The following is a 23,467-nucleotide window of genomic DNA, read 5'->3' on the forward strand; positions in this document are numbered from 1 at the left end:
AAATATCTTCTTGATATATGTAGAAGCAAGATGAATGCCCGCGGGTGGCGCGCGTACCGGTCGGCGCGCCCGCGCTGCCGGGTTCAGCCTGCCATCGCGAGGATCTCTTCGTACAGGGCGCGCGGCACCGCCGCGCCCTCGGCCAGGCTGCGCGCTCGGGCGGCGAAGCGGCGCTGCGAGGGTAGCCGGGCGCCCTGGCCGGTGATGGCATCGAACATCGCCTCGGCACGCGCCTGGTGGGGGGCCGCATCGCCGCCCGCAAACTGGGCGGGGTCGAAGGCCAGCACCAGTTCGCCATGCAGGGGCGTGGCGCCGGCGCCCGCGTCGTGGGCGATGGATTCGCGGCTGGTCCAGTCGCCGATCAGCGTGCCGGCCATGAGCTCGACCATGGTGGCCAGGGCCGAGCCCTTGTGCCCGCCAAAGGTGCGCATGGCGCCCCGGGCCACGGCCACCGGATCGGTGGAAGGCCGGCCCTGGCCGTCCACCCCGCAGCCCTCGGGCAGGGGCTGGCCCGCGCGGCGGTGCAGCTCCAGGTCGCCGCGCGCGATGGCGCTGGTGGCGAAGTCGAACACATAGGGGTGGGGCCCCGGGCGTGGCCAGCCGAAGGCGATGGGGTTGGTGCCGAAGACGGGCTGGTGCCCGCCGGCCGGCGCCACCCAGGCGTGGCTGGGCGTGAGTGCCAGGGCCGCCAGGCCGTGGGCGGTGAGGGCCTCGATCTCGGGCCACAGTGCCGAGAAGTGCACGCAGCGGTTGATGACCAGCGCACCCATGCCGTGGCGGCGGGTGGCCTCCACCAGCGCGGGCAGGCCTTGTTCGAAAGCCAGGGGTGAAAACGCCCCCTGGGCGTCCACCCGCACCACCGGGCCGGCGCCCGCCTGCAGCACTGGCAGGGCCTGCAGCTCCACCTTGCCGGTGCGCACCGTGTGGGCACAGCTGGTGAGCCGGTAGACGCCGTGCGACTGGCAGGCATCACGCTGCCCGGCCACGATGACGCGGGCCATGGCGCCCGCGTGGGCTTCGCCCAGGCCCAGACGCAGCAGCACGGCACGCGCCAGGGCCATCAGGTCGTCCAGGGGGACGTGCACCATCGCGGAGCTGGCGGGGGCGGGAAGGGGAGTGGTGTCGTTCATGGGCGGATGCCGGTGGATTCGTCCACCGGGGTGGGGCATTGCGCCAGCGTGCCGATGCGCGCGGGCGCCAGCAGATGGCGGGGTGGGGCGGGCGTCCAGCCGAACAGCGCATGGGTGGCGGCACCACACACGCGGCCCTGGCAGGCGCCCATGCCGCAGCGCGTGTGCAGCTTGGCGTCGATCCAGCTGCTGCGGGAGGCCAGCTCGCGCAAGGGCACGTCTTCGCAGCGGCAGACGAGGGTGTCCGGGGCGGCCAGCTGGCGCACCGCCTCGCCGAGCTCGAAGTGGGTGTGCAGCAGGTCCGCGAAACCTTGCCAGCGGGCCAGGGCGGCTTGGCGGGCCTGGGCCCGGGCCGTGTCGCCCGCGGCGGCATGCCCCGCGATGGCGCCCTGTGCCAGCGCGCGTTCGCTGCCGCCAAAGCCGGTGCATTCCCCTGCGGCGTACACATGGGGCACGCTGGTGGCCATGAGGCCGTCCACCTGCAGGCCTTGGCGATCGTTGAGCGTGCAGCCCAGCAGTTGGCCCATCTGGGTGTTGGGCACCAGCCCAAAGCCGCAGGCAAGCCGGTCGCAGGCCAGGGTTTCCTGGCGCGTGCCGCGCTGGATCCGCACGGCCTCCAGCCGGCCCTGGCCCTGTGCATGCAGCACGTGGCTGCAGGCGCGCCAGTGGTGGTTGAACAGGGTCGTTGCCTGCAGCGCCTTGGCGGGCCAGCGCGGCAGCTGCAGCGCGAAGGCGGCCAGGGCCCGCCAGGAAGCCTGTTCGGCAATGCGGATGACCTGGGCGCCGGCCTTGCGGGCGGTGTCGGCGCAGGCCAGCAGCAGGGGACCGGTGCCGGCCACCACGATGCGCTGGCCCTGCACCGGCAAGCCGGCCTTGATCAGCGCCTGCAGTCCGCCGGCGCCGGTCACGCCGGGCAGCGTCCAGCCGGGAAAGGGCAGCAGCAGCTCCCGTGCTCCGTTGCACAGCACCAGGCGGTAGCTGTGCTGGATCCAGCCCTGTTCGGCGTCTTCCAGCAGCAAGGCGGGGGCATCTTGCGGCGCCGAGGGGCCACCCAGCCCCACCACGCGCGTGCCGCACAGCAGGCGGATGTTCGGGTAGCGCTCCAGCGCCTCGCGGTGCTGGCGAGCGAGCGGGGGCAGGGTGCTGCCGGGGCCGTCGCGCCAGATCTGTCCGCCGGGATGGATGTTGTCGTCCACGAGGGTGATGGCAAGGCCCCGGGGCGCCGCCGCCAGGGCGGCCGCCATGCCGGCGGGGCCGGCGCCGATGATCAGCAGATCGCAGCGCTGGCGGGGGGTCATGGCATGCCTCCCTGCGGCTGGTCGCGTGTGTCGATCACCATGCCGTCGGTGCACAGGGTCTGGCAGGCCAGGCGCTGGCGGCCGTCCACAAGCACCCGGCACTCGTGGCAGATGCCCATGCCGCAGAAAGGCGCACGGCGCTCGCCGGTGACCGACGTGCGGGCGCAGCCCGGAGGCTGCAGGGCCAGGGCCGCCGCGACGCTGTGGCCCGGTGCCAGCTCGATGGTGGTGCCGTCGATGACGGCGTGTACCAGGGGAGTGGATGTGCTCATGCCGCCAGGCCTTCCAGGCTGAAGCGCTGCGCCGCGAAGGGGGCGGGGTCCAGGGGCAGGGGGCCACCGGTCAGCTGCGCCGCCAGCAACTCGGCGGTGGCGGGGGCGGTGGTCACGCCCAGGCCTTCGTGGCCCACGGCCAGCCAGAGCTGGTCGCGGGTGGGGTGGCGCCCGATGATGGGCAGGCTGTCGGGCGTGGTGGCGCGAAATCCCGTCCAGGTTCGGATGGCGTTCAGCCCGGCCAGGCCGGGCATGTAGTCCAAGGCGCGGCGCAGCATTCGGGCCAGCACGTCCTGGTCGATGGCCGGGTCGGTGGTGTCGAACTGGCGCGATGAGCCCAGCAGCAGTTGCCCGGTGGGCCGGGGCTGCAGGTTGAACGCCACGGAGGTGCCGTCGGTCTGGTGGGCGTTGCTGATGTAGCCCAGCTCCACCAGCTGGTGCCGCACCACGCCGGGGTAGCGGTCGGTGATGAGCAGGTGGCCCTTCTTGGGCCGGATGGGGAGCTCGGGGCACAAGCGCGTGGCATGGATGCCGGCGGCCAGCACCACGGCCTGGGCTTCGCGCCAGCTGCCGTCCACCAGCTGCACCCGGCCGCCCTCGATGCGGCATGCCTCGGCCTGCTCGACGCGGATCTGGCGCGGTGCCTGCTGCAGCAGCCACTGGGCGGCATTGGGGGCATACACCACGCTGTCGCCGGGCACCTTCAGTGCGCCCCGCAGTCCGGGGCGCAGGGCGGGTTCCAGGCGCCGCAGGGTGGCGGCGTCCAGCAGTTCACAGGGCAGGCCGTGGCGCTGCAGGCGCTGGGCTTTTTCTTCGGCGCCGGCCATCTCGGCGTCGTTGGCGGCCAGCCAGAGCGTGCCGCAGTTGGTGTAGGCGCAGCCGGGCTGGTCGGCCGTCATCCGTGGTCCCCACGCATGCCAGAGCGCCAGGGATGCCTGGCTCAGCGCCAGCTCGGCGGGGTTGTCGTCCATCACCACCAGGTGGCCCATGCCGGCCGCCGTGGCGCCGCCCAGCCGGGCGTCCAGCACCAGCACATGCAGGCCCCGGCCTGCGAGGACATGGGCGCAGGCCGCGCCGACGATGCCTGCTCCGATGACGATGACGTCCGCGTGTCGCATGGTGCCTGCCGGGTGGGTGTGCCTGAAAAGAGGGCCTTAGAGCCGGATGCCCCAGCCGAAGGGGTCGCTGGCCTCGATCAGCAGCGTGGCCTCGGCGCTCATGTGGGCCGTGCCGCGCAGCGTGGGGATGATCCTGCCGGCCTGGGTGTCGGGTTCGTAGCGTGCCTCGAAGCTGCTGCCGATGATGCTGGCCTGGCGCCACGCCTGGCCGGGCTGCAGCGTGCCGTCGGCCGCCAGGCAGGCCAGCTTGGCGCTGGTGCCGGTGCCGCAGGGCGAGCGGTCGTAGGCACCGCCCGGGCAGAGCACGAAGTTGCGGCTGTCGGCCACGTCGTCGTCGGCAAAGAGCTCGATGTGGTCGATCTCGCCGCCGTTGTCGCCGCGGACGCCCTGGTCCTTCAGGGCCTGCTGGATGGCGCTGGTGTAGTCGGTCAGCGCCTGCAGGTTGTCGCTGGCCACGCGCTGGCCGTGCCCGCTCATCAGGAAGAACCAGTTGCCGCCCCAGGCCACGTCGCCCGTGACGGTGCCGATGCCAGGCACCGTGAGCGACAGGCCCTGGTGCAGCCGGTAGGCCGGCACGTTGCGCACGCTGACCGAGCCGTCCTCGTGCAGCGTGGTCATCACCGTGCCCACGGGCGTCTCGATGCCGTGCTCGCCCGGCTCGATGCGGCCCAGGTAGGCCAGCGAGGCCACCAGGCCGATGGTGCCGTGGCCGCACATGCCGAGGTAGCCGGTGTTGTTGAAGAAGATCACGCCCGCCGCATTGGCCGGGTTCTGCGGCGCGCACAGCAGCGCGCCCACGATCACGTCGTTGCCGCGCGGCTCGAGCACCGTGGCCGCGCGCCAGGCATCGTGCTGGCTGGCCAGCAGGGCGCGGCGCTCGGCCATGCTGCCGGTGCCCAGGTCGGGAAAGCCGCCCACCACGAGCCGCGTGGGTTCACCCCCGGTGTGGGAGTCGAGGATCTGTATGCGTTGCATGCGGGTGTCGTGGGTCATGGTCGGTCACATCGCAGAAAGGTGCAGGCATCGTAGCGGCGGGCCGCCACGATTTCGCGGCGGAGTTTCAATAGCTGGCCAGCGGCACGGGGGCGGCGTTCTTGAACGTGAGCACCGTGATGGGAGCCTGCTTGAGGTTGCCCTTGTCGTCGTAGGCATAGGTGCCCGCCACGCCCTGGTGGCTGCCCTGGAGCATCTGCGCGCCGACCTTGGCGGGTTCCACGGACTGGGCTTTCTGCATGGCATCGGCCATGAACATCACCTGGTCGTAGTAGGACGCCGCATAGGCATCGGCATCCAGCTTGAAGCGCGCCTTGTATTTCGCCTTGAAGGCCGGGCCGCTCGCGGCCTTGTCGAGCATGGTGCCGCCCTGGGCGCAGAACACGGTGTCGTTCACCGCTTCGCCACCGAGCTTGCCGACCTCGGGGCTGCACAGCGTGTCGCCACCCAAGAGCTTGGCCGTGAGGCCCAGCTGCTTCATCTGCCGCGCCATGGGCGCGGCCTGCGGGGCGTAGCCGCCAAAGAAGATGGCCTGCGGCTGCTTGCCCTTGAGGCTGGTGAGGATGGACAGGAAATCGGTGGACTTGTCGGTCGTGAACTCCTGGCCCACCACGGCCAGGCCCTGCTTCTTCGCCTCCTTGGTGAACTGGTCGGCCACGCCCTGGCCGAAGGCGGTGCGGTCGTCGATCACCGCCACCTGCTTGACCTTGAGCACCTGGGCGGCATACACGGCCATGTTCGAGCCGATCTGGGTGTCGCTGGCGATGATGCGGAACAGGTTCTTGTAGCCGTTCTCGGTGACCTTGGGGTTGGTGCCCACGGTGGAGACCATGGCCCCGCCTTCGCTGTAGACACGTGAGGCGGGAATGGCCACGCCCGAGCAGTACGGTCCCATGACGAACTTCACGCCGCTGTCCACCAGCTTCTGCGCCACGCTCACTCCGGTGCGGGCGTCGCACTGGTCGTCCTCGGACACGAGGTCGAACTTCAGGGTCTTGCCCCCCACCACGATCTTCTTCGCGTTGAGCTCCTCGACGGCCAGGCGCACGCCGTTCTCGTTGTCCTTGCCCGCGAAGGCATTGGGGCCGGAGAGCGGGCCGCTGTGGCCGATCTTGACCAGCTGTTCCTGGGCGCCGGCATGTGTGGCCAGCATCAGCGCCGCGATGGCGGCGGGCGTCAGGGTCCGAAATCCGAAAGATGCACGTGTCATGGGAAAACCTCTTGTGTGTGCGAAGGGGAAGGGCCGCTGTTGTCTCCTGCGGCCCGGGGGGCAGCCTGTCGGTCGGTACCGTCTCAGGCCACGGACTGGTACTCGGCGGGGCGTGTGTCCAGCGCCTTCCTGACGATGCGCTCGATGAAGGCGCGCTCCTCGCCAATCAGGGGCAGGCGCGGGCGGCGCATGTGCTCGGTGCCCACACCCACCAGCAGGTCGATCAGCTTGAGGTTCTGCACGAGCTTGGTGGAGACGTCGAGGTGCAGCATGGGCGTCATCCATTGGTAGAGCTTGAGTGCCTCGGCAAAGCGGCCGGCCTTCATCAGGTCGTACAGCGCCACGGTCTCGCGCGGAAAGGCGCAGCCCACCCCGGCCAGCAGGCCGTCGCAGCCCAGCGCCAGGCCCTCGTAGGCCAGGTCGTCCACGCCCAGGAAGATCTGGTAGCGGTCGCCCAGCGCGATGCGCAGGTCGGTCACGCGGCGGATGTTGTCGGTGCTTTCCTTGATGGCTTCGATCCACTTGCAGTCCGCCAGCTCGGCGAAGTGCTCGGGCTTGAGGTCCACGCGATAGGCCACCGGGTTGTTGTAGACCATCACCGGCTTCTGCGCGGCCTCGGCCATGGTGCGCACGTTCAGCATGGCTTCGCGCGCGTCGGCGACGTAGATCACCGAGGGCATGACCATGTAGCCAGCCACTCCGAGCTTGTTGCCGCCGTCGATGTAGCGCAGGGCTTCCCGGGTGCTGGTCTCCGAGACATTCGCCAGCACGGGGATGCGGCCGTCGGCGGCTTCCAGTGCGATCTTGGCGACCTGCAGCTTTTCTTCCAGCGAGAGGGTGCTGGCTTCACCCAGCGAGCCGCAGGTCACCAGGCCGTGGATGCCGTTGCGGATCTGGAAGTCGATGTGGCGCGCCGTGCCTTCGGCATCGATGCTCTCGTCGGCGTGGAACTTGGTGGTGATGGCGGGGAAGATGCCTTGCCAGCGGGGATGGTTCATGGATGGACTCCTGAGGAAAAAGAAGGATGGGAAAAGGGCGGGGGTGGGTGGTGACGATGAAGTAGCGTTGCTTTAAATATATTAAGAAGATATTTAAAATATCTTGTCAGGGTATTTAGCATCTTGCGTGCCAGCCGGATTTGCGCTTGGATGGTCCCAAAGCGGGTGTCCCGGGCGTCGGCATGCCCCGCAGCGGGGCGCGGGCGGCCCCAGCGCAGTGCGCGGGGTGGGTGAATGCCCGGCGCAGGTGCGCCCAGGGCCCGGGCCTGGCCGAGGTGTCCCCGCACCCGGTTGCCCGGTTGCCCGGTCGACCTATCGGCAGGCAGCCCGTGCCCGGGCGGCATTGAATGAAGGGGCCTCCAGGGCCGGAGGCCGGTTCAGGCCGCCGTCTCGATAGAATCCGTGGTTCTCCCCATAAACCGGGTGGCCGCGCCGCGTGCGCGAGGCCCCTCACTGATCCAGGCCTGTTGCCCCTTTTCGCACATGACCCACAACACCACGCCTTCGTTCTCGGTTGCCGACATCCGCAAGTCCTTCCTGGATTTCTTTGCCTCCAAGGGCCACACCATCGTGGCCTCGAGCTCGCTGGTGCCGGGCAACGACCCCACGCTGATGTTCACCAACTCCGGCATGGTGCAGTTCAAGGACGTGTTCCTGGGCACCGACAAGCGCCCCTACAACCGCGCCGTGTCGGTGCAGGCCTGCCTGCGCGCCGGCGGCAAGCACAATGACCTGGAGAACGTGGGCTACACCGCGCGCCACCACACCTTCTTCGAGATGCTGGGCAACTGGAGCTTTGGCGACTACTTCAAGCGCGAGTCGCTGAAATGGGCCTGGGAACTTCTCACCACCGTGTACAAGCTGCCGCCCGAGCGCCTGCTGGCCACCGTGTACGAAGAGGACGACGAAGCCTACGACATCTGGACCAAGGAAATCGGCCTGCCGCCAGAGCGCGTGATCCGCATCGGCGACAACAAGGGCGGCCGCTACAAGTCCGACAACTTCTGGATGATGGCCGACACCGGCCCCTGCGGCCCCTGCAGCGAGATCTTCTACGACCACGGCGACCACATTCCCGGCGGCCCCCCCGGCAGCCCCGATGAAGACGGCGACCGTTTCATCGAGATCTGGAACAACGTGTTCATGCAGTTCGACATGGCCGAAGACGGCTCGGTCACGCCGCTGCCCGCGCCCTGCGTGGACACGGGCATGGGCCTGGAGCGCCTGGCCGCGATCCTGCAGCACGTGCACAGCAACTACGAGATCGACCTGTTCGACGCGCTGATCAAGGCCGCCGGCCGCGAGACCGGCGTGGCCGACCTGAACAACAAGAGCCTGCGCGTGATCGCCGACCACATCCGCGCCACCGCTTTCCTGGTGAGCGACGGCGTGATCCCCAGCAACGAAGGCCGCGGCTACGTGCAGCGCCGCATCGTGCGCCGCGCCATCCGCCACGGCTACAAGCTGGGCAAGAAGACGCCGTTTTTCCACAAGCTGGTGGGCGAGCTGGTGCGCCTGATGGGCGACGCCTACCCCAAGCTGCGCGAGCAGGAGCAGCGCATCACCGACGTGCTCAAGGCCGAGGAAGAGCGTTTCTTCGAGACCCTGGCCAATGGCATGGAGATTCTGGACGCAGCCCTGGGCGGTGGCGCCAAGGTGCTGCCCGGCGACGTGGCCTTCAAGCTGCACGACACCTACGGCTTCCCGCTGGACCTGACCAACGACGTGTGCCGCGAGCGCGACGTCGAGGTGGACGAGGCCGGCTTCAAGGTCGCCATGGAAAAACAGAAGGCCCAGGCCCGCGCCGCTGGCAAGTTCAAGATGGACAAGGCGCTGGAGTACACCGGTGCGGCCAACCAGTTCACCGGCTACGAACACCTGGCGGAAACTGCAAAGATCGTAGCTATCTACGTGGACGGGACAAGCGCTGCCGCCCTGAAGAGTGGTCAAAACGGCGTGGTGGTGCTCGACACGACCCCGTTCTATGCCGAAAGCGGCGGCCAGGTGGGCGACGAAGGCGTCATCACCAGTGGCTCGGCCCGCTTCGCGGTGGGCGACACGCTCAAGATCAAGGCCGACGTGTATGGCCACCACGGCACGCTCGAAGAGGGCACCCTGAACGTGGGCGACACCGTGCAGGCCCAGGTGAACACGGCCGTGCGTGCGGCCACGGTGCGCAACCACTCGGTGACGCACATCATGCACAAGGCCCTGCGCGAAGTGCTGGGCGGCCACGTGCAGCAAAAGGGCAGTCTGGTCAATGCCGACCGCACCCGCTTCGACTTCACGCACAACGGCGCCGTCACGGCAGCGGAAATCCGCGAGGTGGAGCGCCGCGTGAACGAGGAAATCCTGGCCAACCAGCCCACGCAGGCCCGCGTGATGGACATCGAGTCGGCCCAGAAGACCGGTGCCGTGATGCTGTTCGGCGAGAAATACGGTGAAACCGTGCGCGTGCTGGACATCGGCACCAGCCGCGAACTGTGCGGCGGCACGCACGTGCAGCGCACCGGCGACATCGGCCTGTTCAAGGTGGTCGCCGAAGGCGGCGTGGCCGCGGGCGTGCGCCGTATCGAAGCCGTGACTGGCGTCAACGCGCTCGCCTACCTGCAGCAGCTTGAAGACACCGTGAGCCAGGCCGCCGGTACGCTGAAGGCCCCCGTGAGCGAACTCAATGGCCGGATCGCCCAGGCACTCGACAACGCGCGCGCGCTGGAGAAGGAAGTGGCGGCGCTCAAGGGCAAGCTGGCGTCCAGCCAAGGCGACGAGCTGGTGAACCAGGCCGTCGATGTGAAGGGCCTCAAGGTACTGGCCGCTGCCTTGCCCGGCGCCGACGCCAAGACCCTGCGCGACACCATGGACAAGCTCAAGGACAAGCTCAAGACCGCCGCGATCGTGCTGGCCGCCGTCGATGGCGACAAGGTGCAGATCGCCGCCGGCGTCACGGCCGACAGCGTGGGCCGCCTGAAGGCGGGCGAGCTGGTCAACTTCGTGGCCCAGCAAGTGGGCGGCAAGGGCGGCGGCAAGCCCGACATGGCCATGGCGGGCGGCACCGATGCCTCCAGCCTGCCCGCGGCGCTCGCCTCGGTGGCCGGCTGGGTGGCCCAGAAAATCTGAGGACCTGGACGCCCTGCGGAGCGGTGGTCCGGGCGGCCACCGCCGAGCGGCGAAATAGGGGATGACGGGCCACTGCCTTTCCCCCTACATTGGTGCGCATGGACACCCTGCGCGAAAGCCCGCCAGAGCCCGAGCCAGGCCATGGCGCCCGCTCCAGCCCCTCCTCAGCCCCGGGGGCTGACGGACTGCCCTGGTGGCGGCGCATCACCGTTCCGTTCGAGGTGGTGATCGCCTCGGTGGTGGTGTCCGCGATGCTGCTGCTCACGGTGGTGCTGGTCTACCAGGTGGGTACCAGCGCGCGGGAGGCGATCATCGCGGCCTCGGACGACAGCGCCCGGCACATCAGCCAGCTGATCAGCGAAAGGGTGCACCACATCGTGGACCCCGCCGATGCCACGATCCGGCTGCTCGCGTTCGATCCCATTGCCTCGGCGACCAGCCTGCAGGCCCGGCTGCGCCGCCTGCCGGTGTTTGCGCGCCTGCTGGAGCAAAATCCCTTGCTGTCGGCGGTTTTCATCGGATATGCCGACGGGCAGTTCCTGCTGGTGCGGCCGCTGCGCGATGCGCAGCTGCGCACGCGGCTGGACGCGCCGGCGCAGGCCGCGTTCCTTCTCCAGTCGATGGCCCGCGAGCGCGGCACCGCAGGCCTGGTGGGGCGCTGGAGCTACTACGACGCGCAGCTGCGCCTGCTCGAATCCTCCGTGCGCCCTGGCTACCTCTACGATCCCCGCTCGCGCCCCTGGTACGCCGAAGCGGCAGACAAGAACACGCAGATACTGACCGCGCCCTATGTGTTCTTCACCACGCAGGAGGTGGGGGTCACGCTGAGCCAGCCCAGCGAGGACGGGCGCGCCGTGATCGGCCTGGACGTGGCGCTCACCGACCTCGGGAGGGAGATTGGCAGCCTGCGGCTGATGCCCCGCACCGAGATCGCCGTGGTGGACCCGGCCCAGCGCGTGCTGGCGTATCCGGACATGTCGCGCGTGCTGCTGCGCGAGGGTGGGGAGACCAGCCTCAAGCTGCGCACGCTGAAGGAGCTGGGTGTGCCCAGCCTGCAGGCCCTGGGCGGCGGGGGGGCGGCGAAGGGGCCGTCGCGCCGCTTCATGGCCGATGGCGAGGAGTGGCTCGCCACGGTGCGGCCCCTGAAATCGCAGCGCTGGCAGGGGCTGCACATCCTGATGGCGATCCCCACCGCCGAACTGCTGGCGGATGTGAATCAGAACCTGTGGCGCCAGGTATGGCTGTCCCTGGGGCTCATCGTGCTGATGCTGCCCGTGGGATGGATGGCCGGGCGGCGCGTGGGGCGCAGCCTTTCGGGGCTGGCCACCCAGGCGCAGGCGCTGGCGCGGTTCGATTTCCGGCGGCCAGCGCACCGCCTGTCGCCCGTGCGCGAGGTGCGCGAACTGGGCCAGGTGATGGACCGCATGTCGGACACCATCCAGGAGTTTCTGCACATCACCCACCACATCAGTGCCGAGTCGCGCATGGAGCTCATGCTGTCCAGCGTGCTCTACGAACTGGTGCGTGCCACCAGCTGCACGGGCGGGGCGGTGTACCTGGTGGAGGAGCAGCGGGCGGGGCTGCTGCGCACGGCGCGGTACTGCGAAGACCCCGAGCACCAGCCACGGTACCCGGAGCACCTGCCCATGGTGCATTTCATCAACCATGCCGAGCCGCAGCCCGGCGACCAGGAGGAGGGCGATGGGGACGCCATGCCCCAGCGCGTGCTGCGCGTGCAGTTGCGCACGCGCGATGGGCAACCCCTGGGCCTGCTGGTGCTGCGCTACCTGTCGGACCCGCGGCAGGAGGATGTCCATTTCCGGGCGTTTGTCGAGAAGCTGTCCGGCACCTTGTCGGTGGCGATTGAAACGCGCGGCCTGATCGAGGGGCAAAAGAAGCTGTTTGACGCCGTCATCCGCCTGCTGGCCGATGCCATCGATGCGAAAAGCCCCTACACGGGGGGCCACTGCGAGCGTGTGCCGCAATTGGCCGAATCCCTCATGCAGCGCATGTGCGAGGCGAAGGAGGGGCCTTTCGCGCAGGTGGCGATGACCGATGCCGAACGCTACGAGTTCCGTCTGGGCGCCTGGCTGCACGACTGCGGCAAGGTCACCAGCCCCGAGCACATCATCGACAAGGCCACCAAGCTGGAGGCGCTGTACAACCGCATCCACGAGGTGCGCATGCGCTTCGAGGTGCTGTGGCGCGATGCCGAGCTGGACTACTGGAAGCAGCATGTCTCCGGCGTGGACCCGGTGCGCCTGCAGCGCGAGCTGCTGCAGCGGCGCGACCGGCTGCAGGAAGAGTTCGCCTTCGTGGCGCGATGCAACGTAGGGGGCGAATTCATGGCCGATGCGGACGTGCAGCGGCTCGCCGGGATTGCCCGCCAGGTGTGGCAGCGGCATTTCGACGACCGGCTGGGCCTGTCGATGGCGGAGATGGGGCGCCTGGCGGACGTGCCGGTGCGCCCCCTGCCCGCCAACGAGCCCCTGCTGGCCGACCGGGCCGAGCACATCATGCCCTGGGGTTCCCGGCGCCCGCCGGTGGAGGCCGGCAACCCGGCCAACAAATGGGGCTTCGACATGGCGCTGCCGTCCCAGGAGGCGCATCTGGGCGAGTTGCACAACCTGTCGATACGGCGCGGAACCCTGACCGCGGAAGACCGCTTCAAGATCAACGACCATATCGTGCAGACCATCGTCATGCTCAGCGGCCTGCCGTTTCCGCCGCACCTGGCGCGTGTGCCGTCCATCGCGGGCTCGCACCATGAAAAGCTCGATGGCACCGGGTACCCGCGGCGCCTCAAGGCGGCGCAGCTGACACTGGCGGACCGCGTGATGACGCTGGCCGACATCTTCGAGGCGCTGACGGCGGCGGACCGTCCCTATAAGGCCCCCAAGACCTTGTCCGAGTCGCTCCGGATCATGGCCCACATGGTGCGTGACCGCCATATCGATGCCGAGGTGTTCCGCTTCTTCCTGTTCAGCGGGGTGTGGCTGGACTACGCCGAGCGCTTCCTGCCTGCCGCGCAGCGCGATGCGGTGGATGTGCCGGCCCTCGTGGCGTCGCTGGACTGACGGCGCGCGCCGGGTACGGGCGCTGCCTCCTTCGAGCGGCTGCGGCGCGATGGCTGCCGCCGGGGAACGCCGCGCGAGACAGCCGGCCGCTTGCTAGAACAGCTCGACGTCGTCGTTGGCGACCTTGGCGGACAGATGGCCGGTGGCCACCAGTTCATCGTAGAAGCAGACCTGGTTGCGGCCATGTTCCTTGGCGTAGTAAAGCGCCTGGTCGGCCTGGCCCAGTATTTCCACCGGCGAGCCCCGGGCCGTGCTCACGAAGCCCAGGCTCACGGTGACCTGGCCCACCTGGGGAAAAGGGTACTCCTGCACCGCCAGACGAAAGCGGTTGAAGACCCGGTGGGCCGTGCTCAATGTGGTGGAGCGCAGCAGCACCACGAACTCTTCGCCGCCAAAACGGAAGATGCGGTCATGGCTGCGGAACGAACTGCGCAGGATGTTGGCAATGAGGATCAGCACCTCGTCGCCATACAGGTGGCCGAAGCGGTCGTTCACCAGCTTGAAATGGTCGATGTCCACCACCGCCAGCCACTGCTGCACCGGTTCGCCGGGCAATGAGCCTTCTTCAGGCGGGAACGATTCGGTCAGGGGCCCCGAACGGCTGCTGGCCAGCCCGCTCACGGCGTGGCGCGAGAACTGTTCGTCGAAGGTCTTGCGGTTGAACAGGCCCGTGAGCGCGTCGCGTTCGCTGTAGTCGAGCAGGCTCTGGTAGTTCTGGTAGACCTGGAACACGCCCTTGAGCACTTCGAGCTTGTGCGCCGAGAACGGGCGGGAGTGCGTGATTTCCAGGCAGGTGTTGACCTTGTCGTGCATCCACACCGGCAGCCAGAGCACATGGCGGCCCTTGCGCGGCGAGGCCAGCGCGCTGTCGCCGTGGCTCGCGACGCATTCGCGCAGGGCGGGATACTGGTCCAGCGTTTCCCGCCGGGGGTCTGCGGCGGCTTCCGAGTCGGTGGACACCAAGTGCCCCTCTTCCACCCAGGTGCGTGGACGCACGTGGGGCACGCCGGCATGCGTGAACAGCTCCAGGGCCCTGACTTCAACGATGCCGCTGAGCTTTTGCAGCGTGGACAGCACCGACACCTCCAGCCGCAGGTGGTCGCGGTGGCCGGTCATCTCAACCAGGTTCTGAAGAATGGGCTTCATGGGTGGTGTACGGTGGGCCGGCGCGGTCATGTTGTCAATGGCGTCGCACGAACACAACATCCCACACACCGTGCCCCAGCCGCAGGCCGCGGTTCTCGAACTTGGTGAGGGGCCGGTAGCCGGGTTGCGGGGCGAAGCCCGTGGCGGTGTTCTGGAGCCGGGGCTCGGCGGCCAGTACCTGCAGCATCTGCTCGGCATAGGGCTGCCAGTCCGTGGCGCAATGCAGGTAGCCGCCGGGCTTCAGCCGCGCGGCCAGCTTGGCCACCAGGGGCGCCTGGATCAGGCGGCGCTTGTTGTGTTTCTTCTTGTGCCAGGGGTCGGGGAAGAAGATGTGCACGCCATCCAGGCTGCCTTCGGGCAGCATGTGGTCGATCACCTCCACGGCATCGTGCTGCAGGATGCGGATGTTGGTCAGCCCCTGCTCGCCGATGCGCTTGAGCAGGGCGCCCACGCCGGGTTCGTGCACTTCGCAGCACAGGAAGTTGTCGTCCGGGCGGACCTCGGCGATATGGGCCGTGGCCTCGCCCATGCCGAACCCGATCTCCAGCACCAGCGGGGCCGTGCGGCCAAAGGCCGCGGGGGCATCCAGCGGCGCGGGCGCATAGGGCAGGATGAAGCGGGGCCCCAGGTCTTCAAAGGCCTTGGCCTGGCCCGTCGTGGTGCGGCCGGCGCGGCGCACGAAGCTCTTGATGGTCTTGGGATGGCTCACGCCGGCGGGTGCTCCACCAGTTGTCGGGGAGGCCGCAGAGGGCGCGGCAGGCGCGGCGGCGGGGGTGGAGGCGTTGTGGGTCAGTTCGGTCACGGTGCGACATTGTAGTTTCGTCGCCACGCTGCCACCCAGAGGGTCAGCGCATCCGAGATGCAACGGGTGTTCGGATCTGTCAGCGGCGGCAGGCCCAGCATCTGCGCGGCCCCGGCCAGTGCCTGCAGGGGGGCGGCCAGCTCCAGCGCCCGGGCCCCGTTCTGCTTGGACAGCTTTTCGCCGTTCTCGCCGCACACCAGCGGCGTGTGCAGGTAGCGGGGCGTGGGCACGCCCAGGGCCTGCTGCAGCAGGATCTGCCGGGGCGTGTTGTCGGCCAGGTCCTCGCCGCGCACGACATGGGTCATGCCCTGGTCCGCATCGTCCACGACGACCGCGAGCTGGTAGGCCCAGAGCCCGTCGGCCCGGCGCAGCACGAAGTCGCCCACGGCATGGGCAACGTCCTGCCGCTGTGTGCCCAGGCGGCGGTCCTGCCAGTCGAGGATGCCCGATGCTATCGAATATGTAGCTGCCTGCGCTTGATCCGTATGCGCCAGGGCCTGATCTGGCTGAAACTCTGTGGCATTGAAGCGCCAGGAGCGGCCGGTGCGCCCGTGCAGGCCGTGGCGGCAGGTGCCGGGGTAGGGGAGTGCCGCATGCCGCTCGCGCGCATGGCCCAGGGCCGCCTGGGCTTCTTCGATGTCCTTGCGCGAGCAGGCGCAGGGGTAGGCATGGTGCTGCGCGATCAACTGGTCCAGCGCCCGCTGGTACAGCGCGCCGCGGGTGGATTGCCAGACCGGCGGCGCATCGGGCACCAGGCCGCAGGTGGCCAGCTGCCGCAGGATGAACTCACCGGCGCCTTCCACGCAGCGTGGCGTGTCCACGTCCTCGATGCGCACCAGCCAGCGCCCCTGGTGGGCCTGGGCGTCGAGCCAGCTGGCCAGGGCGGCCACCAGCGAGCCCGCGTGCAGCGGGCCCGTGGGAGAGGGCGCGAACCGGCCGGTGTAGCGGGGCCCCGCGGCCACGCCCGCCGTCATGCCACCGCGAGTGCCAGCTCCAGGCCCGACACGAAGGCATCCTCCACCCGGTGGCCCAGGCACCAGTCGCCGCAGGCACCCAGGCCCATGCCCGCGTCCCACAGGTGGCTGCGGCCCAGCGGGTGCGTGGTTTGCGCGTAGCGCCAGCGGCGTGTGTCGGCATGGGCGGGTTCGGCCCGGATGCCGGTGACCTCGGCGAACGCCTTGATGAGCTTGGCCTGCACGCGGCCTTCGTCGTCTTCCAGGTGCTCGGCGGACCAGGCCGGGCTGGCCTGGACCGTCCAGCGCTCGATCACGTTGCGGCCGGGCTTGGACGATTCGCGCGCCAGCCAGGCAATCCGGTGGTGGGTGCTGCGCGCTGCGTTCCATTGCGGGCCCAGCGTGGTGAGCCCGGGGCGCACGGCCTGGGGGTAGGCCAGCATGAGCGTCCAGCAGGGAGTGATGGCGACGGTGGAAAGCGCTTCGGTGAGCGGCGTGTCCAGCGCCGAGCTGGCCAGGAGCGCCTGGGCGGGCACCGACGGCTGCGCGAGCAGCACGGCGTCAAAACCCGCGTAGACGCGCTGGGTGCCGCCCGGGCCTTCGGTGCGAAGCTGCCAGCCGGGGGCATTCACGGAGTCGCGTTCGATGCGGACCACGCGCGTGCCGGTGACCAGCTGGCCTGCCTGGCGCAGCGGCTCGGCCCAGGTGGCCACCAGCGACTGCATGCCCGGGCTGGCCACCCAGTGCGCCTCGCGATGGGGCAGGCCGGCGGCGGCCACGCGGCCGGTGGCGTCGAGCACCTGCACGGAATTGGCGCTCCAGCGCTTGCAGATGCCGGGCACGGTGTCGATGGCGCGCGCGAAGCGCGGATCGCGCACGGTGAAGTACTGCGCGCCCGCGTCAAAGTTGCCGAACGGGCTGTCGATGGTGGCGGTGCGGCCGCCGGCCTGCGCCGATTTCTCGAACACCGTCACGCGGTGCCCTGCCTGCACCAGCGTGCGGGCGCAGGCAATGCCCGCCATGCCGGCGCCGATGATGGCGAAGTGCCGCTGCGCGGCCCCCGAATACGTGGTGGGCGCCGCGTCCGTGGCCGGCACGGAGGCGGATGGCCCGGAGGCTGCGGTGCGTCGGTGCCGTTTGGCGGGGCGTGGAACGGGGTTGCTCATGGAAGGCCTTTCGATGACGGTCGGCAGGTGAAATACACGGCCCTGCGCGCGTGAGCGCAAATGCCATGCAACAGGAACCACTCTACACGCGCTGCGGCGCGTGGGCGTGTGCGCCGGATCAGAAATGATGGTGGTTTTCCAGCAGAGCGCGGCGGGTGGCGGGGCTTTGCAGCTGATGGAGCCACCATTGCAGCGCGCGGCCGGGGGCCGTGAAGCCCGGGCCGCCCCAGGCGTAGTGCACGCGGACGTTGCGTTCGGGGCGCGCCACGCGGCGCGCCACCAGCCTGCCGGCCTCGAGGTATGGGCGCACCATGGGTTCGGGCAGGAAGCCGCCGCCCAGGCCGCGCAGCTGCACGCGCACCTTGGCCTGCATGGTGTCCACGGTGAGCACGTCCTGCCCGCCCAGCAGGCCCATGGTGGCGCCGCCGCGCGTGGCCGAATCGGCCACCGCCACGGCGCGGTGCTGCAGCAGCATGGCGTCGGTGATGGGCTCGGGCGCGGAGGCCAGCGGGTGGTGCGGCGCCACCACGTAGATGAACAGCAGGTCCCCCAGGGGCGCCTGCTGCAGGCCGGCCACGTTGGCGCCGGCAACCGACACGCCGATGGCCAGGTCGGCCCGGCCCGAGGTCAGGGCCTCCAGGGTACCGGTCATGATGCCGTCGCGCAGTTTCAGCCGGGTGGGTGGGGCCATGGCGTAGAACGCGTCCACCAGCTCCAGCATGGTGTGCGGCGAGATCGCGCCATCGACCGAAATGGTGAGCTGCGGCTCCCAGCCGGTGGCCACGCGGCGCACCCGGTGGGCCACGGCATCGATGTCCTGCAGCAGGCGCGCGCCTTCGCGCAGCAGTTCGACGCCCGCCTCGGTGGGCTTGGCCTGCCGGGCGCTGCGGTCGAACAGCAGCACATCCAGCGCGTCCTCGATCTGGCGCACTCGGTAGGTGAGGGCGCTGGGCACCAGGCCCAGCTGCCGGGCGGCGGCGGCGAAACTGCCCGCCTCGGCGATCACCTGCAGCATGGTCAATGCGTCAGGGGTCAGGACATCACGGGCATTTTGCATGGTGGCGCCATGTTAATTCAGATTATTTGAACGGTTCCATCAATCTGGCAGCCCCTGCGTGCTGGACCCGGGTTCTACAGTAGGGGCTTGAAAGGAGCACGCGCCATGCTGACTGTTCGCAAATCACAAGACCGGGGCCATGCCGACCATGGGTGGCTCCATTCGTTCCACAGCTTCTCGTTCGCCGGCTACTACGATCCGGCCCACATGGGCTTTGGCAACCTGCGTGTCATCAACGAAGACCGCATTGCGCCGGGCACGGGGTTCGGCACGCACGGCCACCGGGACATGGAAATCATCAGCTACGTGCTGTCGGGCGAACTGGCCCACAAGGACAGCATGGGCAACATCCTGGGCATTCCGCCGGGCGACGTGCAGCGCATGAGCGCGGGTTCGGGCGTGATGCACAGCGAGTTCAACCATGCGCCGGGACAGACGACGCACTTCCTGCAGATATGGATCGAGCCGAACGTGCGCGGCATCCCGCCAAGCTATGAGCAAAAGACCTTTGCCGAGGCGAGCAAGCGGGGCGCGCTGTGCCTGGTGGCCTCGCCCGACGGCGCGCACGGCTCGGTCACGATCCACGCCGACGCGTCCCTGTACGCCGGCTTGCTCAATGCCGGCGAGGCCGTCACACTGGCCCTGAACCCGGCGCGCAAGGCCTACGTGCACCTTGTGCGTGGCGGGCTCACGGTGAATGGAAATGCTCTGTCGGGCGGCGACGCCGCGCTGATCGAGAACGAAACCGCCTTGTCGTTGACCCATGGCCACGATGCCGAGGTGCTGGTGTTTGATCTGGCCGCCTGATAGTTACCTGACGTTCTTTTCGCAACCACTTCTCCAGGAGTTCACCATGTTCACATCCCTGCAAAATCCCCTGGCCCTGGCGTCCCGCCTGCTGCTGGCGGCCCTGTTCCTGCCCGCGGGCATCGGCAAGATCACCGGCTTTGCCGGTACCGTGGGCTACATCGGTTCGGTGGGGCTGCCCATGCCGACCGTCGCTGCCGCCGTGGCCGCGGCCGTCGAGGTGCTGGGCAGCCTGGCGCTCATCTTCGGCCTTGGCACGCGCTTTGCGGCCCTCGCGCTGGCGCTCTTCACGCTGGTGGCCAGCTTTTTCTTCCACGCGTACTGGAGCCTGCCCGCCGACAAGCAGATGATGCAGCAGCTCATGTTCTTCAAGAACGTCGCCATCAGCGGCGGCCTGTTGGCCCTCGTCGCGTTTGGCGCGGGCGGCTGGAGCCTGGACGCCCGGCGCGGTGCGCGCTGAACTGCGCTGACGGGGCCGGGCCGCTACGGTGGCGGCGTGCGCGGGCAGCGCAGCCCATGCACGCCCTTGCGCCGCGCCTGCTTTTCTGATCTCCACCTGTTTTCATTCACTGCTTGCTTCCCCATCAGGAGTTTCTTCATGGCACACATCGCCGTTGTTTACCATTCGGGCTACGGCCACACCCAGCGCCTGGCCCAGGCCGTGGCCGAAGGCGCGGGCGCCGAGCTTGTCGCGATCGATGCGGACGGCAACCTGCCCGAGGGAGGCTGGGACACGCTGGCCGGCGCCAGCGCCATCATTTTCGGTTCGCCCACCTACATGGCGGGGCCGAGCTGGCAGTTCAAGAAATTCGCCGATGCCTCGTCCAAGCCCTGGTTCAGCCAGGCGTGGAAGGACAAGCTCTTCGCCGGCTTCACCAACAGCGCCAGCACCAACGGCGACAAGCAGGTCACGCTGGACTACCTGTTCCACCTGGCCATGCAGCATGGCGGCCTGTGGGTGGGCAACGGCATGATGCCTGCCAACTCCAAGGCCGCCACGCGCCAGGACGTGAACTGGATCGGCTCCTTCAGCGGCGCCATGGCGCAGTCGCCATCGGACGCCTCGGCCGCCGAGATGTTCCCGGGCGACCTGGCGACCGGCCGCCAGTTCGGCGAACGCGTGGCGGCCGCGGCCCTGCGCTGGGCCCGCTGAGCGCGCGCTTCACGCTACAGTGGCCCGCACGAGAACAAAGGAGAAGCTCCCATGACCATCGAACTGCGGCGCATCCCCGGTGCGCCGATGGCCCAGGCCGTGCACATCCGCGGCCACGAATTCGTGGCCGACGGCACCGTGCAGGAGGGCGGCGCCGACAGCGGCCCGAACCCGCATGACCTGTACGACGCGGCGCTAGGCGCCTGCAAGGCGCTCACCGTGCTGTGGTACGCGCGCCGCAAGGGCTTGCCCGTGCAGGACGTGCACACCGTGATCGAACGCGACGCCTCGGCCGAGCGTGCCGGCACCTACCGCCTTTCGGCACGGCTGCAGATCAGCGGCGACCTGACCGACGCACAGATCAGCGAGCTGGAAACCGTTGCGCAGAAATGCCCGGTGCACAAGCTCATGACCACCGTGACGACGGAGATCAGCACCTCGGCGGAGCGCATGCCATGAGCGGGCCGATCCTGCAACTCAAGGGCCACGCCAAGGACCTGGGCGGCGGCTTCACCGTGCGCCGCCTGCTGCCCGCCGTGCAGCGCCAGGCGGTCGGGCCGTTCCTGTTCTTCGACCACTTCGGCCCCGTGACCGTGGTGCCGGGAGACAGCCACGACGTGCGTCCCCATCCGCACATCGGGCTGGCCACCGTGACCTATCTGTTTTCCGGCGCCATCATGCACCGCGACAGCCTGGGATACGTGCAGCAGATCGAGCCTGGCGCCATCAACTGGATGACGGCCGGCCGGGGCATCGTGCATTCCGAGCGGCGCCCGGAAAGCCTGGCGGACACGGCCTACGTGAACCACGGCATCCAGCTGTGGGCGGCCCTGCCCACGGCGCACGAGGAGGCGGAGCCGTCGTTCGTGCACACGCCGGCGGCCACCATCCCCGAGGTGCGCGTGGGGGACGCGACGGTGCGCGTGCTCATCGGCACCGCGTTTGGGCAGACCTCCCCGGTGGCGACCTATTCCCCCACGCTGTATCTCGACGTGCAGCTGCCCGGGGGCGCCACGCTGGAAATCCCGGCGCTGGCCCAGGAGATGGCGGTGTACACGGTGGACAACCCCGTGCAGCTCGATGGCGAAGCCCTGGGTGCGCAACTGCTCGCCGTGGTGGAGCCGGGCCCGGGCATGCGCCTGTCCGTGCCCGGCGAGGCCGCTGCGCGCCTCATGGTGATCGGCGGCGATGCCCTCGATGCGCCGCGCCACATGTGGTGGAACTTCGTCTCCAGCCGCAAGGAGCGCATCGTGCAGGCGGCGGACGACTGGGATGCGCAGGCCCTGGGCCAGGTGCCCGGCGAGGTGGAGTGGATACCGCTGCCCGAGCGCCGCTTCACCCAGTAGGCAGCCACCTTGGCGAAGGCCCCTGCCCGTTCATGCGAGGCGGTGGCCCCGCATGGCTGCTTGCTGAATTTTCAAGCCAAACAAGGTGCCAGCGCTTGTCCAGAAAGCGCTGGTTGCTCACTTTTTTAATTCTTCGGCCGCCGATAGGTCGCTGGCCAGCACCGCGCGTTCGTCGAACACAAAGCAGCCACCGCGGTAGTGGGCGCCATCGGTCAACTCGAAATACTTGAGGATGCCGCCTTCGAGCTGATAGACATGGGAGAGGCCTTCCTCGCGCATGAGGATGGCTGCCTTCTCGCAGCGGATGCCGCCCGTGCAGAAGCTCACCACGGTCTTGTCCTGCAGCGCATCCTTGTGCGCGCGCAGGGCGGGGGGGAATTCGGTGAACTTGCCGATGCGCCAGTCAATCGCGTTGTCGAAGGTGCCGTGGTCCACCTCGAAGGCATTGCGCGTGTCGAGCGTGACCACTTCGCGGCCCTCGTCGTCGTGTCCCTGCTCCAGCCAGCGGCGCAGCGTGGCCGGGGCCACGGAGGGCGCGCGGCCCTCCGTGGGCTGGATGGCGGGATGGTCCATGCGGATGATCTCGCGCTTGACTTTCACCAGCATCTTGCGAAACGGCACCGTGGCCGACCAGCTTTCCTTGGGGTCGAGGTCGGCGAAGCGCGCATCGGTGCGCAGCGCATCCACGAACCCGCGCACCGCGTCCGCAGGCCCCGCCAGGAAGAAGTTGATGCCTTCGCCTGCCAGCAGGATGGTGCCCTTGAGGTCCGCCGCGGTGGCGCGCGCTTGCAGCAGGTCGCGCAGCGCCGCCGTGTCGGGCAGGGGCACGAACTTGTAGCAGGAGATATTGAGGATGTTGTCCATGGGATTCACGGCAAGGCAGCGCAATGGGGCCGCTGCGCTTCGCCTTCCGCGCGGGCCGCCGCCGTGCAGCCCGGGGTCCGCAGCAGCCCGCGGGCTGCTCAGGGGGCGGGCGTCAGCAGCGTGGTTTCGATCTTGTTGGCCAGCTGGGCAATGGCCAGGGCCGCAGGGCAGCCCGGGGTCTGCAGCAACAGCAGCTGGCGGCGCATCACGGCGTCGCGCACGGAAGGGTCGGCCGGGATGTCGCCCATGTGGATGAGGCGCATGGGGCGGCCCGACTCGGTGCTCACAAAGCGGTCCAGCACCTGTTGCAGCTGGCTGGTGATGGCACGGCCATCGCCCGGGCGCGCGGCCTGGTTGATGACCATGCGCACGTGCTGGCGCTTTTGCTGCATGGCCAGCACCTTGATGGCCGCATAGGCGTCGGTCAGCGAGGTGGGTTCGGGCGTTGCCACGATCAGCACCTCGGAGGCGAGCGAAATGGAGAACAGCACCACGTCGGAGATCCCGGCGCCGGTGTCGAGCAGCACCACGTCGTACTGGGGCGTGAGCGCCTGGATCACGCTCAGGAACTGGTTGCGCACCTCGGGCGTCAGGCGCGAATACTCGACCATCCCCGATCCCGCCAGCAGAACGTTGAAGCCGCCGGGCGCCTGGATCACGGCTTCGTCCAGCGTGGCCTTGCCGGTGAAGACATCGTGCAGCGTGATTTTCGGGTGCAGGTTCAGCACCACGTCGAGGTTGGCCAGGCCCAGGTCGGCATCGAGCACCAGCACACGCTGGCCGCGGCGGGTCAGGGCGGCGGCCAGGTTGGCAGAAACAAAGGTCTTGCCCACCCCGCCCTTGCCGCTCGTGACCGCAATGATGCGGGCGCCCCCGGGGGCGGGAGCGTGGGGCGTGGCCGGGCCGGCAGGAACTGCTGGCGATGTGGGTGGGGAGGGGGACAGCGCGTCGCTCATCTTC

The 23,467-nt window shown here is 69.1% G+C and carries 21 protein-coding genes; 7 read left to right on the forward strand and 14 right to left on the reverse strand.

The window, feature by feature from the left end:
• Positions 1–83: 83 nt before the first annotated feature.
• The 7 genes from AC3RCE_RS12460 to AC3RCE_RS12490 form a co-directional block, all read right to left on the reverse strand.
• Positions 84–1,130: an Ldh family oxidoreductase gene (locus AC3RCE_RS12460; RefSeq protein ID WP_492255302.1), complete on the reverse strand. Its 1,047-nt coding sequence runs from the start codon at positions 1,128–1,130 to the stop codon at positions 84–86.
• Entirely contained in the window at positions 1,127–2,428 is a 1,302-nt protein-coding gene (locus AC3RCE_RS12465; RefSeq protein WP_492255303.1) for an FAD-dependent oxidoreductase, read from the reverse strand. The genes AC3RCE_RS12460 and AC3RCE_RS12465 overlap by 4 nt, the downstream gene beginning before the upstream one ends.
• Positions 2,425–2,700, reverse strand: coding sequence for a 2Fe-2S iron-sulfur cluster-binding protein (locus tag AC3RCE_RS12470; protein ID WP_492255304.1), 276 nt, complete (start codon positions 2,698–2,700; stop codon positions 2,425–2,427). Before AC3RCE_RS12470 ends, AC3RCE_RS12465 begins: the two co-directional genes overlap by 4 nt.
• Entirely contained in the window at positions 2,697–3,818 is a 1,122-nt protein-coding gene (locus AC3RCE_RS12475) for an NAD(P)/FAD-dependent oxidoreductase (RefSeq protein ID WP_492255305.1), read from the reverse strand. The genes AC3RCE_RS12470 and AC3RCE_RS12475 overlap by 4 nt, the downstream gene beginning before the upstream one ends.
• Before the next feature lie 36 nt (positions 3,819–3,854).
• The gene (locus tag AC3RCE_RS12480; protein ID WP_492255380.1) at positions 3,855–4,793 is read right to left on the reverse strand and encodes a 4-hydroxyproline epimerase; all 939 of its coding nucleotides are present in this window, start codon (positions 4,791–4,793) and stop codon (positions 3,855–3,857) included.
• Between the two features lie 85 nt (positions 4,794–4,878).
• Positions 4,879–6,021, reverse strand: coding sequence for a branched-chain amino acid ABC transporter substrate-binding protein (locus tag AC3RCE_RS12485; protein ID WP_369642367.1), 1,143 nt, complete (start codon positions 6,019–6,021; stop codon positions 4,879–4,881).
• A gap of 83 nt (positions 6,022–6,104) precedes the next feature.
• Entirely contained in the window at positions 6,105–7,019 is a 915-nt protein-coding gene (locus AC3RCE_RS12490; protein WP_218338690.1) for a dihydrodipicolinate synthase family protein, read from the reverse strand.
• Between the two features lie 483 nt (positions 7,020–7,502).
• On the opposite strand from AC3RCE_RS12490, the gene alaS reads away from it, so the two are divergent.
• Together alaS and AC3RCE_RS12500 are read left to right on the forward strand one after the other, a co-directional pair.
• Positions 7,503–10,136, forward strand: coding sequence for an alanine--tRNA ligase (gene alaS, locus AC3RCE_RS12495; protein ID WP_492255306.1), 2,634 nt, complete (start codon positions 7,503–7,505; stop codon positions 10,134–10,136).
• A gap of 98 nt (positions 10,137–10,234) precedes the next feature.
• Positions 10,235–13,213: an HD domain-containing phosphohydrolase gene (locus AC3RCE_RS12500; protein WP_492255307.1), complete on the forward strand. Its 2,979-nt coding sequence runs from the start codon at positions 10,235–10,237 to the stop codon at positions 13,211–13,213.
• A 93-nt stretch (positions 13,214–13,306) separates the two neighbouring features.
• On the opposite strand, the gene AC3RCE_RS12505 is transcribed toward AC3RCE_RS12500, so the two are convergent.
• The 5 genes from AC3RCE_RS12505 to AC3RCE_RS12525 form a co-directional block, all read right to left on the reverse strand.
• Positions 13,307–14,359, reverse strand: a complete 1,053-nt coding sequence (locus tag AC3RCE_RS12505; protein ID WP_218295166.1) for a GGDEF domain-containing protein — start codon at positions 14,357–14,359, stop codon at positions 13,307–13,309.
• A 34-nt stretch (positions 14,360–14,393) separates the two neighbouring features.
• A complete protein-coding gene (gene trmB, locus AC3RCE_RS12510; protein ID WP_492255308.1) occupies positions 14,394–15,161 on the reverse strand; it encodes a tRNA (guanosine(46)-N7)-methyltransferase TrmB in 768 nt (255 codons plus the stop codon).
• Positions 15,158–16,135: a tRNA glutamyl-Q(34) synthetase GluQRS gene (gene gluQRS / locus AC3RCE_RS12515; RefSeq protein ID WP_492255309.1), complete on the reverse strand. Its 978-nt coding sequence runs from the start codon at positions 16,133–16,135 to the stop codon at positions 15,158–15,160. The genes trmB and gluQRS overlap by 4 nt, the downstream gene beginning before the upstream one ends.
• Entirely contained in the window at positions 16,132–17,136 is a 1,005-nt protein-coding gene (locus AC3RCE_RS12520) for an NAD(P)/FAD-dependent oxidoreductase (RefSeq protein ID WP_492255381.1), read from the reverse strand. The genes gluQRS and AC3RCE_RS12520 overlap by 4 nt, the downstream gene beginning before the upstream one ends.
• A gap of 262 nt (positions 17,137–17,398) precedes the next feature.
• Positions 17,399–18,337, reverse strand: coding sequence for a LysR family transcriptional regulator (locus AC3RCE_RS12525; RefSeq protein WP_218295163.1), 939 nt, complete (start codon positions 18,335–18,337; stop codon positions 17,399–17,401).
• Between the two features lie 105 nt (positions 18,338–18,442).
• On the opposite strand from AC3RCE_RS12525, the gene AC3RCE_RS12530 reads away from it, so the two are divergent.
• The 5 genes from AC3RCE_RS12530 (at position 18,443) to AC3RCE_RS12550 (ending at position 21,643) form a co-directional block, all read left to right on the forward strand.
• Positions 18,443–19,144: a pirin family protein gene (locus AC3RCE_RS12530; RefSeq protein WP_218338685.1), complete on the forward strand. Its 702-nt coding sequence runs from the start codon at positions 18,443–18,445 to the stop codon at positions 19,142–19,144.
• 46 nt (positions 19,145–19,190) lie between these two features.
• The gene (locus tag AC3RCE_RS12535; protein ID WP_218295161.1) at positions 19,191–19,604 is read left to right on the forward strand and encodes a DoxX family protein; all 414 of its coding nucleotides are present in this window, start codon (positions 19,191–19,193) and stop codon (positions 19,602–19,604) included.
• Positions 19,605–19,742: 138 nt separating this feature from the next.
• Positions 19,743–20,297: a flavodoxin family protein gene (locus AC3RCE_RS12540; protein WP_218295160.1), complete on the forward strand. Its 555-nt coding sequence runs from the start codon at positions 19,743–19,745 to the stop codon at positions 20,295–20,297.
• A 51-nt stretch (positions 20,298–20,348) separates the two neighbouring features.
• Positions 20,349–20,756: an OsmC family protein gene (locus AC3RCE_RS12545; RefSeq protein ID WP_369642375.1), complete on the forward strand. Its 408-nt coding sequence runs from the start codon at positions 20,349–20,351 to the stop codon at positions 20,754–20,756.
• The gene (locus AC3RCE_RS12550; RefSeq protein ID WP_492255310.1) at positions 20,753–21,643 is read left to right on the forward strand and encodes a pirin family protein; all 891 of its coding nucleotides are present in this window, start codon (positions 20,753–20,755) and stop codon (positions 21,641–21,643) included. Before AC3RCE_RS12545 ends, AC3RCE_RS12550 begins: the two co-directional genes overlap by 4 nt.
• A 117-nt stretch (positions 21,644–21,760) precedes the next feature.
• On the opposite strand, the gene AC3RCE_RS12555 is transcribed toward AC3RCE_RS12550, so the two are convergent.
• Complete coding sequence (locus tag AC3RCE_RS12555) at positions 21,761–22,507, reverse strand: sulfurtransferase (protein WP_492255311.1); 747 nt, start codon at positions 22,505–22,507, stop codon at positions 21,761–21,763.
• Between the two features lie 98 nt (positions 22,508–22,605).
• Positions 22,606–23,463 carry a MinD/ParA family protein gene (locus tag AC3RCE_RS12560; RefSeq protein WP_218295156.1) on the reverse strand — a complete coding sequence of 286 codons (858 nt, stop codon included), beginning with the start codon at positions 23,461–23,463 and terminating at the stop codon, positions 22,606–22,608.
• Between the last annotated feature and the right edge of the window lie 4 nt (positions 23,464–23,467).

The sequence above is a fragment of the Acidovorax sp. GW823-FHT05D11 genome (assembly GCF_058795695.1).

Coding starts and splice junctions, on each gene's coding strand:
- AC3RCE_RS12470 (WP_492255304.1), bottom strand. CDS start 2,700: ATGAGCACATCCACTCCCCTGGTACACGCCGTCATCGACGGCACCACC.
- AC3RCE_RS12465 (WP_492255303.1), bottom strand. CDS start 2,428: ATGACCCCCCGCCAGCGCTGCGATCTGCTGATCATCGGCGCCGGCCCC.
- AC3RCE_RS12475 (WP_492255305.1), bottom strand. CDS start 3,818: ATGCGACACGCGGACGTCATCGTCATCGGAGCAGGCATCGTCGGCGCG.
- AC3RCE_RS12530 (WP_218338685.1), top strand. CDS start 18,443: ATGCTGACTGTTCGCAAATCACAAGACCGGGGCCATGCCGACCATGGG.
- alaS (WP_492255306.1), top strand. CDS start 7,503: ATGACCCACAACACCACGCCTTCGTTCTCGGTTGCCGACATCCGCAAG.
- AC3RCE_RS12460 (WP_492255302.1), bottom strand. CDS start 1,130: ATGAACGACACCACTCCCCTTCCCGCCCCCGCCAGCTCCGCGATGGTG.
- AC3RCE_RS12485 (WP_369642367.1), bottom strand. CDS start 6,021: ATGACACGTGCATCTTTCGGATTTCGGACCCTGACGCCCGCCGCCATC.
- AC3RCE_RS12505 (WP_218295166.1), bottom strand. CDS start 14,359: ATGAAGCCCATTCTTCAGAACCTGGTTGAGATGACCGGCCACCGCGAC.
- AC3RCE_RS12525 (WP_218295163.1), bottom strand. CDS start 18,337: ATGCAAAATGCCCGTGATGTCCTGACCCCTGACGCATTGACCATGCTG.
- AC3RCE_RS12550 (WP_492255310.1), top strand. CDS start 20,753: ATGAGCGGGCCGATCCTGCAACTCAAGGGCCACGCCAAGGACCTGGGC.
- AC3RCE_RS12520 (WP_492255381.1), bottom strand. CDS start 17,136: ATGGCGGGCATTGCCTGCGCCCGCACGCTGGTGCAGGCAGGGCACCGC.
- AC3RCE_RS12480 (WP_492255380.1), bottom strand. CDS start 4,793: ATGCAACGCATACAGATCCTCGACTCCCACACCGGGGGTGAACCCACG.
- AC3RCE_RS12555 (WP_492255311.1), bottom strand. CDS start 22,507: ATGGACAACATCCTCAATATCTCCTGCTACAAGTTCGTGCCCCTGCCC.
- AC3RCE_RS12535 (WP_218295161.1), top strand. CDS start 19,191: ATGTTCACATCCCTGCAAAATCCCCTGGCCCTGGCGTCCCGCCTGCTG.
- gluQRS (WP_492255309.1), bottom strand. CDS start 16,135: ATGACGGCGGGCGTGGCCGCGGGGCCCCGCTACACCGGCCGGTTCGCG.
- AC3RCE_RS12500 (WP_492255307.1), top strand. CDS start 10,235: ATGGACACCCTGCGCGAAAGCCCGCCAGAGCCCGAGCCAGGCCATGGC.
- AC3RCE_RS12545 (WP_369642375.1), top strand. CDS start 20,349: ATGACCATCGAACTGCGGCGCATCCCCGGTGCGCCGATGGCCCAGGCC.
- AC3RCE_RS12490 (WP_218338690.1), bottom strand. CDS start 7,019: ATGAACCATCCCCGCTGGCAAGGCATCTTCCCCGCCATCACCACCAAG.
- AC3RCE_RS12560 (WP_218295156.1), bottom strand. CDS start 23,463: ATGAGCGACGCGCTGTCCCCCTCCCCACCCACATCGCCAGCAGTTCCT.
- AC3RCE_RS12540 (WP_218295160.1), top strand. CDS start 19,743: ATGGCACACATCGCCGTTGTTTACCATTCGGGCTACGGCCACACCCAG.